At 60.2% G+C, this 9093-nt stretch carries 12 protein-coding genes; 7 read left to right on the top strand and 5 right to left on the bottom strand.

The genetic code is table 11. The features are described from left to right. The first annotated feature begins 87 nt into the window (after nucleotides 1–87). The 5 genes from AC07TV_RS20630 (at nucleotide 88) to AC07TV_RS20610 (ending at nucleotide 3518) form a co-directional block, all read left to right on the top strand. The gene (locus AC07TV_RS20630; RefSeq protein WP_494650249.1) at nucleotides 88–549 is read left to right on the top strand and encodes a hypothetical protein; all 462 of its coding nucleotides are present in this window, start codon (nucleotides 88–90) and stop codon (nucleotides 547–549) included. Nucleotides 550–928: 379 nt separating this feature from the next. Further along, nucleotides 929–1456, top strand: coding sequence for a hypothetical protein (locus AC07TV_RS20625; protein ID WP_494650248.1), 528 nt, complete (start codon nucleotides 929–931; stop codon nucleotides 1454–1456). Between the two features lie 157 nt (nucleotides 1457–1613). After that, the gene (locus AC07TV_RS20620; RefSeq protein WP_494650247.1) at nucleotides 1614–2360 is read left to right on the top strand and encodes an SAM-dependent methyltransferase; all 747 of its coding nucleotides are present in this window, start codon (nucleotides 1614–1616) and stop codon (nucleotides 2358–2360) included. Between the two features lie 103 nt (nucleotides 2361–2463). Next, nucleotides 2464–2895: a hypothetical protein gene (locus AC07TV_RS20615; protein ID WP_494650246.1), complete on the top strand. Its 432-nt coding sequence runs from the start codon at nucleotides 2464–2466 to the stop codon at nucleotides 2893–2895. Between the two features lie 176 nt (nucleotides 2896–3071). Then, nucleotides 3072–3518 (top strand): SRPBCC family protein, encoded by a 447-nt coding sequence (locus AC07TV_RS20610; RefSeq protein ID WP_494650245.1) that lies wholly within the window; start codon nucleotides 3072–3074, stop codon nucleotides 3516–3518. Here AC07TV_RS20610 and AC07TV_RS20605 read toward each other — a convergent pair whose 3' ends face one another. From AC07TV_RS20605 to AC07TV_RS20585, 5 genes are read right to left on the bottom strand one after another with little or no spacing between them, the layout of a single operon-like run. After that, nucleotides 3519–3755 carry a thioredoxin family protein gene (locus AC07TV_RS20605; protein WP_494650244.1) on the bottom strand — a complete coding sequence of 79 codons (237 nt, stop codon included), beginning with the start codon at nucleotides 3753–3755 and terminating at the stop codon, nucleotides 3519–3521. Then, nucleotides 3749–5200, bottom strand: a complete 1452-nt coding sequence (locus tag AC07TV_RS20600) for a permease (protein ID WP_494650243.1) — start codon at nucleotides 5198–5200, stop codon at nucleotides 3749–3751. The genes AC07TV_RS20605 and AC07TV_RS20600 overlap by 7 nt, the downstream gene beginning before the upstream one ends. 54 nt (nucleotides 5201–5254) lie before the next feature. Next, the gene (gene arsB / locus AC07TV_RS20595) at nucleotides 5255–6322 is read right to left on the bottom strand and encodes an ACR3 family arsenite efflux transporter (RefSeq protein ID WP_494650242.1); all 1068 of its coding nucleotides are present in this window, start codon (nucleotides 6320–6322) and stop codon (nucleotides 5255–5257) included. Between the two features lie 10 nt (nucleotides 6323–6332). Continuing rightward, nucleotides 6333–6746: an arsenate reductase ArsC gene (locus AC07TV_RS20590; RefSeq protein ID WP_494650241.1), complete on the bottom strand. Its 414-nt coding sequence runs from the start codon at nucleotides 6744–6746 to the stop codon at nucleotides 6333–6335. Continuing rightward, entirely contained in the window at nucleotides 6746–7102 is a 357-nt protein-coding gene (locus AC07TV_RS20585) for an ArsR/SmtB family transcription factor (protein WP_494650240.1), read from the bottom strand. The genes AC07TV_RS20590 and AC07TV_RS20585 overlap by 1 nt, the downstream gene beginning before the upstream one ends. Before the next feature lie 48 nt (nucleotides 7103–7150). Here AC07TV_RS20585 and AC07TV_RS20580 point away from each other — a divergent pair, with 48 nt between their 5' ends. Continuing rightward, on the top strand, nucleotides 7151–7324 hold the full coding sequence (locus tag AC07TV_RS20580; protein WP_494650239.1) for a hypothetical protein: 174 nt from the start codon (nucleotides 7151–7153) through the stop codon (nucleotides 7322–7324). 84 nt (nucleotides 7325–7408) lie between these two features. Further along, nucleotides 7409–9073, top strand: a complete 1665-nt coding sequence (locus tag AC07TV_RS20575; protein WP_494650238.1) for a methyl-accepting chemotaxis protein — start codon at nucleotides 7409–7411, stop codon at nucleotides 9071–9073. Nucleotides 9074–9093: the final 20 nt, after the last annotated feature.

Below are 9093 nucleotides of genomic sequence, written 5' to 3'. Positions count from 1 at the left end.
GCTTTCCCGGCAAACCCTTCTAACCCTGCGCTCAACCCGACCGCCCTGACGGGCGTCGGGTTAGCTCCACGTTAGAGCGCTACTTCCGTGCCCGACGCACCATTCTCACTCCTTGACCAAACGCAGTGGTTTCTGCCTCTGTTTGCAGCAATGTGGTTTGGTATTGGCGGGTTGCTTGCCCACCTTGGTGGCTGGGCGCGTCTGGCAACATGCTTCCGTGCCGTAGCTCCTGCCAGCGGCGAGCGCTTTCGCTTCGTGTCCGGCTCAATGGGGCTGCGCTTCATTCCAGTTAGCTACGGTAGTTGCCTTTTCGTTTCCGTAAACGAAAGTGGGCTGCATCTCTCGCTCTTTCCTCTGTTTCGCTTTCAGAGCCCCCCACTGTTTATCCCGTGGTCACGCGTGCAGTCGGTTGAAGAGAAGACGTTTCTGTTTACTCCCTATGTCGTTGTCCGCGTGCGCGATCACTGGCCAACCATTGCGGTTTGGGGAAATGCAGGCCGGTGTATAGCTAAGGCGTTCAAGAATGCATCGTCATCAACCGCGCTCTAACAATGCGGTCAAGGCCGCGCCCTCCGGTCGCTGGACGCTGCGCGATAAAGCGCCGCGCAGCGCCCCTTACCTACAACGTTAGAAGGCTTCTGCTTTTTATGCTTCTTCGCTTCCCGTCGCTTGCCCTTGGCTTCGTGCCGGTTTTGGCCCGTCAGCTTGGCGTTTTCGTCGTTGCTACGGTCAACCGGAAATTTTGGCCAAAATTGAAATCGGGTTTGGGCGCTTTCCCGTCTGCCCAACATTCCCCGTTTGCAGCCAGCGGTCGCGGCTTCAAGCATTTCGCTTGCGCCGCCGCTTTCCCGGCAAACCCTTCTAACCCTGCGCTCAACCCGACCGCCCTGACGGGCGTCGGGTTAGCTCCACGTTAGAGTTTTTTCAGATGGCCGAGTACATCTCACCTGGAGCAGAAGTATTTGGGGAAGGTCACCATCCCAATACTGAAACCACATTTCTTGAGCTCCATCGGCTCTTAGCCATCATCTTCGCGAGCAAGAGCTTTGCTGAGTTGCGTGTAGGAAATGGTGAAGAGTGGGACCCCATTGATCATCTTCAGCAATTTGAGGACGACGAGATAACTCGCATACTGCTGTCGGTTTCTATCACGGCTCGCGTGATTGATGACCGCTACGACAAAGTTTTCGACCTTGTCGCGGGGAATTGTGGAAGTCTGTTCGAAACAGATGAAAAGGGCACAACTGAAAGCGGCCTAACGCTGCGTGAAGCGTGTAACAAGATAATCCACGCCCAAAAGATTCGCTTCGATATATCGGAAACAGAGGCAACACAAAGATATCTGAACCCAATCATTTATCTGTATGGCGAGCGCAGGAAAGGGCAAGAGTGGAAAGCAGTGCTGAACGTTATTGATTTCGCAAAGGAAGACGTGTCGTGCCTTCGGATCCTTTAACCCCGCCCCGAACAACCAAAAACTCTAACCCTGCAGTCGAGAGGGACAGCCAACAAGCTGCGCTTGTTGGTTCCCTTCGCGCTCCGCGCTCCGGCTGCCCCTCACTTCCACGTTAGTCCCTAACCCAATCCACTCTCCTGCAAGGAGGCTTTTCACAATGGACATCCCCCGAATATTCACCATCACAGAAAGCGCTCACCGCATCCATAACCCGTTCACACCCGACAAGTTCGCCACGCTCGGCACGGCGTTGCATCTGGAGCCTGGGGCACGGGTGCTCGATCTCGGAAGCGGTTCGGGGGAGATGCTGTGCACCTGGGCACGCGATCACGGGGTCTCCGGCACTGGCATCGACATGAGCCGGCTGTTTACTGAGCAAGCGAAACTTCGTGCTGAAGAACTCGGCGTTGCGCATCAGGTCAAGTTCATTCATGGCGATGCGGCGGGTTATGTCTCTGAGGAGAAGGTCGACGTGGCCGCCTGCATTGGCGCGACCTGGATCGCTGGAGGAGTGGCTGGCACTATCGAACTACTGGCGCGAAGCCTGCGTAGCGGAGGGATCATCCTCATTGGCGAGCCCTACTGGCGGCAATTGCCACCGACAGAGGATATCGCCAAGGGGTGTCTTGCCAACTCGATCTCTGATTTCCTCGTGCTTCCTGAACTTATCTCGTCTTTTGGCACGCTCGGCTACGACGTGGTTGAAATGGTTCTGGCTAACCAGGACGGTTGGGACAGATACGAAGCGGCCAAATGGCTCACCATGCGCCGATGGCTTGATGCCAATCCCGACGACGAGTTAGCCAACGAGGTTCGCGCCCAGCTGACCTCGGAACCCAAGCGCCACGCGGCTTACACGCGTGAATACTTGGGCTGGGGCGTGTTTGCGCTGATGCTGCGGTGAGTTGTGGTGTCTAAAAACAACGGATGGCAGACCACGGTTTATACCTTCCAGCCGACCGTCAGCCAGCTACGCTGCCTGGGCGTGCGTTACTAGCTGGCTGCCGATGAATTCCATCGCTGTTTCCGCGCTGTATCTTGCTTCCGCCCTGACCTTCGTCGCGGCTTTGCTGCATTACGCCTGCATCGCGTGGGGGGCGCCCGGTTTCCGCTTTCTTGGCGCGGGCGAGCCGATGGCGCAAATGGCCGAGCGCGGGCACTGGTATCCGACTTTTATTTCGATCGTGATCGGCACGGTACTCGTGGTTTGGGCTGCATATGCCTTGTCGGCGGCAGGCGCGATCGCTCCGCTGCCGTTGCAAAGGCCGATACTTCCGGCCATCGCTGCCGTTTTCCTGGTGCGCGGGATCGCATTCCCGTGGCTGAAGCCGATCTTTCCGGACAACAGCCCGTTGTTCTGGCTGATTACCTCCGGTATTTGCCTGGTCATCGGCAGCCTGTACGCGCTCGGCACCTATGCAGTCTGGGAGCGGCTGTGAGGCCTGCGCCGAGGTGCGGAATCCGGAAATACCTTGCCGTCTGGCTGGCCAGGTTGCGGTTTTGACGTTGCCACGGTCAACCGGAAAAATAGGCCAATTTTGAAATCGGCTTTGGTCGCAACCTTCTGAATCAACTGCGGTCCATGCCAGATCATCAATAAAAAGGGGAAGGGACAATGAGCACAGGAACGGTCAAGCTTCACCGCGTACTGCGGGCCAATCCGGAGCGCATTTATCGGGCTTTTCTGGATGCCGACGCCATGGCCAAATGGCTGCCGCCCTATGGGTTTACGTGCCGGGTACAGCATCTGGACGCCAGGGTCGGCGGCTCTTTCCGGATGTCGTTCACCAACTTTACGACGGGCAACGGCCATTCGTTTGGCGGTGATTACCTTGAACTGCAGCCCAACGAAAAAATTCGCTACACGGACAAATTCGACGACCCGAACCTGCCCGGTGAAATGCAGACGACGGTGAGCCTGCAAGCCGTTTCCTGCGGCACCGAGTTGAGCATCGTGCAGGAAGGCATCCCAGCCGTCATTCCGACCGAGATGTGCTACCTCGGCTGGCAGGAATCGCTCGAACAGCTGGCCAGGCTGGTCGTGCCGAACATTCCAGACTGACTAGCCGGCCTTCAGCCAGCCGAGCAGTTCGTCCTTGCTCGGCATGCGGCCGGAGACCTTGACCGCTTCATCGACGACCAGCGCCGGTGTGGTCATGATCGGATAGGCCATGATCTTGTCCATCTCGGTCACGTGTTCGAAGCTCGCCTCAAGGCCGAGTTCAGCCACCGCTTCGCGGGTCAGTTGTTCGAGGCGGTTGCACTTGGCGCAGCCGCTGCCGAGAATCTTGATCAGCATGATTCACTCCTCAGTTTAGCCTTGCGGCCACGTTCGATCAGGTGCAGCGAGGTGACGATCAGCGCGACGAAGCCGACCACGCCCGGCGCCAGTATGAGCAGGGATGTGCCATCGACCCAGGCGCCGTAGGTCAGGCCGGCCAGCGTCGAGAACAGGGCGACCAGGCCGACGTAAGTCCACGCCTTGAGCTTGCCGATGATCGCCGAGGTGATCAGGATGCTCTGCAACGACAGCTCGGGGTCGGCCATCAGGTAGGCGATCAGCGGCCCGGGGTGCATGCCGAGCGACAAGAACATCTTGGCGATGGGCACTTCGACCAGGGTCGGGAAGTACATGAAGACGCCGAAAACCACGCCAGCCAGGTTGGCGAGAACGGTATTGGCGCCGGCGATGCTGCGTATCCACTCGGGCTGGATGAAGACCCGGATGATGCCGACGAGGAAGACGCCAACGACGAGCAGCGGGAAAATCTGCTTCACGAAGCGCCAGGTTTCCCACAGCCATTGCTGCACGTCCCACCCATCGAAACGCCGGGCCAGCGGCCAGATGGCGAGACAGAGGGCGGACACGGCGAGCGTTCGGCCTGTCACGGTGAGCAACACGCCGGTTTCGGTGACGCGCATGCCGAGGGCGGCAAAGGCCAGGGTCAGCGCGGTGAATGTCAGGGCGACCGGGGTCAGGCGATTGAAACCGTTATCGACCTGGCCCAGCCCTTTCCAGGCAAAGACACCAATGGCGCCGAGCAAGGCAATCAGGATGAGGCCCTGCAGGCTCAGCCCTTCGGCGCCGGCCGCCTCGTTGATCGGCACCAGCAGGTCGAGCCCGGCCTGAACGGCGGCGGCGCCAGCCCAGGGCATCTCGACGTGCAGCAGCCCAGCGGTCAGAAAGTCGAGTTTGAGCGTGCCGGCAATCAGCAAGGCGACGAGCGCGCCGAGGAAAAGCAGCGTCCGGCCCGGAATGCCGCCGCCGGCCGCGAAGGTTTCCACGTCGGCCAGCCGGGCGACATCGCCCTCGCGATACAGCGCGGCCATGATCATCCCGATGCCGATGCCGAAGGACAGGGCGAGCACGATGCGGGCAATGGCGAAATCGGCGCCAAGCGCGACGCCGGTATAGGCCAGGGCAAGGATGTTGGCGGCCGGGGCGAAGAACAGGAAGGTGATGGCCGGCCCGAGCCCGGCGCCCTTTTTGTAGATGCCGGCAAATAGCGGCTGGATGGTGCACGAGCAGACGGCGAGCAGGCTGCCGGCGCCAGCCGCGGCCGGGTAGGACACCCATTTCGAGGTATTCGGCCCGAGAAAGCGAATGATCGATTGCTGCGGCACCAGTGCGGACAGCGCACCGGCGATGAAGAAGGCCGGCACCAGGCAGAGCAGGACATGGGCAGCGAGATAGGAAGCCAGGCTGGCCAGGCCGCCCTGTAATGCGGTGATCATCCATTCCATTTTGTGTGCCTCTTTGTCAGGCCTTTTCTTGCTTCGCCTCGCGGCGAAGGCTCCCTAGCCTGCTTCGTACCACTCCTTCGATGCATTGACGACCTTGACGACCAAGAGCATGGCCGGCACTTCGATCAGCACGCCGACCACGGTGGCCAGCGCCGCCCCCGACTCGAAGCCGAACAGGCTGATGGCCGCCGCGACGGCCAGTTCGAAGAAATTGCTGGCGCCGATCAAGGCCGACGGGCAGGCGACATTGTGTTTCTCGCCGACCTTGCGGTTCAGCCAGTAGGCCAGCGCCGAGTTGAAGAATACCTGGATCAGGATGGGCACGGCGAGCAGGCCGATGATCAGCGGCTGGCGCAGGATGGCTTCGCCCTGAAAGGCGAAGAGCAGCACCAGCGTGGCGAGCAAGGCGGTTATGGACCACGGGCCGATTTTCTCCATGGCGGCGTCGAAGGCACCCTGCCCCTTGGCGAGCAAGGCTTTGCGCCAAAGCTGGGCGATCACGACCGGAATGACAATGTACAGCACGACCGAGGTGAGCAAGGTGTCCCAGGGCACAGTAATCGCCGAGATGCCGAGCAGGAAGGCAACGAGCGGCGCGAAGGCGAAGACCATGATGGTGTCGTTGAGCGCCACCTGCGACAGCGTGAACAGCGGATGGCCGTTGGTCAGCCGGCTCCAGACGAAGACCATGGCCGTGCACGGCGCCGCGGCGAGCAGGATGAGTCCGGCGATGTAGCTGTCGAGCTGATCGGCCGGCAGCATCGGCGCGAACAGCTGGCGAATGAACAGCCAGCCGAGGAAGGCCATCGAGAAGGGTTTGACCAGCCAGTTCACGAACAGCGTGACGCCAATGCCACGCACGTGCTGCTTCATTTCGGCCAGCGCGCCAAAATCGACCTTGACCAGCATCGGGATGATCATGACCCAGATGAGCAGGCCGACCGGCAGATTGACCTGGGCGACTTCCATGCGGCCGATGGCCTGAAACAGGGTCGGCGCGAACTGGCCGAAAACGATGCCGGTGATGATGCAGAGGAAGACCCAGATGGTCAGGTAACGCTCGAAGAAGCTCATCGGCGCGCCGGCGGCGGCCTTGGCGGTGATTTCACATTGGGCAGACATTGGTGACTCCTTAAAGGCCCAGTGCGGCGCGCACGGCGGGGATCAGGCGGGCGCGGATATCGTCCCGGACGGCGATGAAACTTTCCAGCGGTTCGCCGTGCGGGTCGTGGAACGGCAGGTGAATGCGCGGCACCGGTCGCGGAAAGATCGGGCAGGTTTCCTTGGCGTTGTCGCAAACGCTGACCACGAGGTCGATGTTTTCACCCATGACGGCTTCGACATCCTTGGCGTAAAGCCCCTCGGTCGGCAGGCCGGCCAACTTGAGCGCCTCGATGGCGCCATCGGCCACCTTGGGCTGCGGCTTGGTCCCGGCCGAGATGCTGCGGACGAGGCCGGCCAGATCGTGGTTGATGATCGCTTCGCCCATCTGGGAGCGACAGGAGTTGCCGGTGCACAGCACGAGGACAGTCTTGAGATTCGACATCAGGCGGTCTTTCCGGTTTTGGCGCGACGCTTTTCGGTGGTGTCGCAGCAGGTGGTTTTGGGTAGGCAGGCTTCGCCTTGGCAGCAATTGCTGGTCAGGAAGGCAATCAGTTCATCCATCGTCGTGAAGTTGGCCGAATAGTGAATGAAACGGCTTTCGCGCTCGCCGGCTATCAGCCCGACCCGGCTCAGATGCGCCAGGTGAAAGGACAGCGTGGCTGGCGCCATGCCCAGTTGTTCGCCGATGGCGCTGGCGTTGACGCCCGCCGGCCCGGCTTCGACAAGCAGACGGAAGATGGCCAGTCGGGATTCGTGACCGAGGGCGGCGAGAAGTTCAGCAGCGTTTAACGTTTCCATAGTTCGAGTATCGTCGAATTATGAATCAAAGTCCACACCCGATGCCTGGTGAATGCCATTGCCACGGTCAACCGGAAAATATCGCGAAAAATAAAATGGCCAGATCGTTGGCCGCATGAGCAGAACCCTCCTGCCATCGAAGCAACGGATGCCTATGTCATCAAAAATCCACAAAAGAATAAATACACCAAAATCACTAATATTGAAATTCCATTTTCATAACGGCGCATATAAAGTTAATTATCGACATAAATATGAAATACTTCATCGCTACTCTGCAGTCATTCCTGCACTAGAGGCTTGCCCATGATTTCGTTCGACAAACTCTCCATCCGCCTGAGGTTGTTCGTCATGGTTGGCATTGGCGCCGTATTTGGCGTGATTTTGCTATCGACCGCGCTCTATTCGCTGAATGCTTTTCGGAATGACACCCAGCTGGTAGCCCATGATGTCGAGCGCTCAACCCATGCCCTGACCCTCGTCAGCGGCGCCCAGAATGCCTTTCAGGCCCAGATGCGCGGCCTGAAGAACATGGTTATTCGCAATTTCATGCCCGCCGAATTCGAGAAAGCCCAGAATGAGTTCCTCTCCGAGCGCACCAAATTCTGGCAACAAATCGAGGAACTGGAAAAAATAGACGCGACGGGAACGATCAAAGGAACAGGAAATCTGCCCGAAATCCGCAAGCAGGCTCAGGAACTGAACAAGCTCTACGACGACGTGATCGCCGAGAACGAAGCCGGTATGCCGAAATATACGGTCATGGTGGACGCCGCCCTGCGCGGCACCGAGCTGCCGCTTACCGCAGAGCTGGCCAATGCCTACCAGGCGATCAGCACAGCCACTACCGTGCTCGTCAGCGAAGCCTCACAGCTTGCCGACCGCCGCTTCATGGCGAGCCTGATTTTGGTCCTCGTCGTCGGCCTGGGTGGTTCAGCTGCTTCGCTCTTGCTGGCTGCCATGCTGGGCGGGCGCATCCTGGCGCGGCTGGGCGGTGACCTCGAGCCGGTCGTGGCCGCCACCCGTCGCGTTTCCGAAGGCGATCTGACCGGTACCATCCAGTCCGGGAAAGCTGCCGCCGACTCGCTGGTCGCCTCCGTCGAGGCCATGCAGAAGCGCCTGCGCAGCCTGATCGCGCAGGTCAAACAAGGGGCCGAAAAAACCTCGGGCAACGCCCGGGCACTGAGCACTTCGGCGGACGAAGTCGCCCACGCGGCCAGCGCCCAGAACGATGCAGCCGCCCTCATTACAGCCGCCATCCAGGAACTCACCGTAGCCATCTCGGCCATGGCCGAAAGCGCCGGCGCCGCAGCCGACGCGGGCCGACTGACGCGCGACAAGGCGAACGAAAGCGGCAGCATCATTCTTGAAGCGATCGGCGAAATCGGCAACATCGCGTCCCAGGCACAGCGGTCGACCCGGATGATCGGCGATCTCAACCAGCACACCCAGGAAATTGCCCGCTTCGCCCAGGAAATCAAGGAAATTTCCGACCAGACCAACCTGCTCTCACTCAACGCCGCCATCGAAGCGGCACGTGCCGGAGAGGCCGGGCGCGGCTTTGCCGTGGTGGCCGACGAGGTCCGCAAGCTGGCCAACCACACCGCCAGCACCACGCACAAGATCGAAAACCTGGTCCAATTGCTCGATGGCGCCGCCCGCCAAACCGCCGATGCGGTCGCCACAACAGCCCATCTCGCCGAGCACGGAACGCAGCTCGCCTCGAACGCCAGCGATGCAATCTCGACGATCAAGGAGAATTGCGAGCGCACCATGCACGCCACCAACGACATCGTCGATGTCCTTGCCGAGCAGCGTCAAGCCGCCGAGCAGATCGCCCGGAACACCGAGCGTGTCGCCCAGATGATCGAGCAGGGCGTCGGTGCCGCCGCAAAATCATCCACCACAGCCAGGGAAGTTGCCTCGCTGGCCGAAGGCCTGCGCCAGGCGACGCTGCAGTTCAGCGTCTGAAATCCGCACTTTCGCAAGAC

It is taken from the genome of Azonexus sp. GW821-FHT04F04 (assembly GCF_059420025.1).
This window is presented reverse-complemented; position numbering and strand designations above follow the sequence as displayed.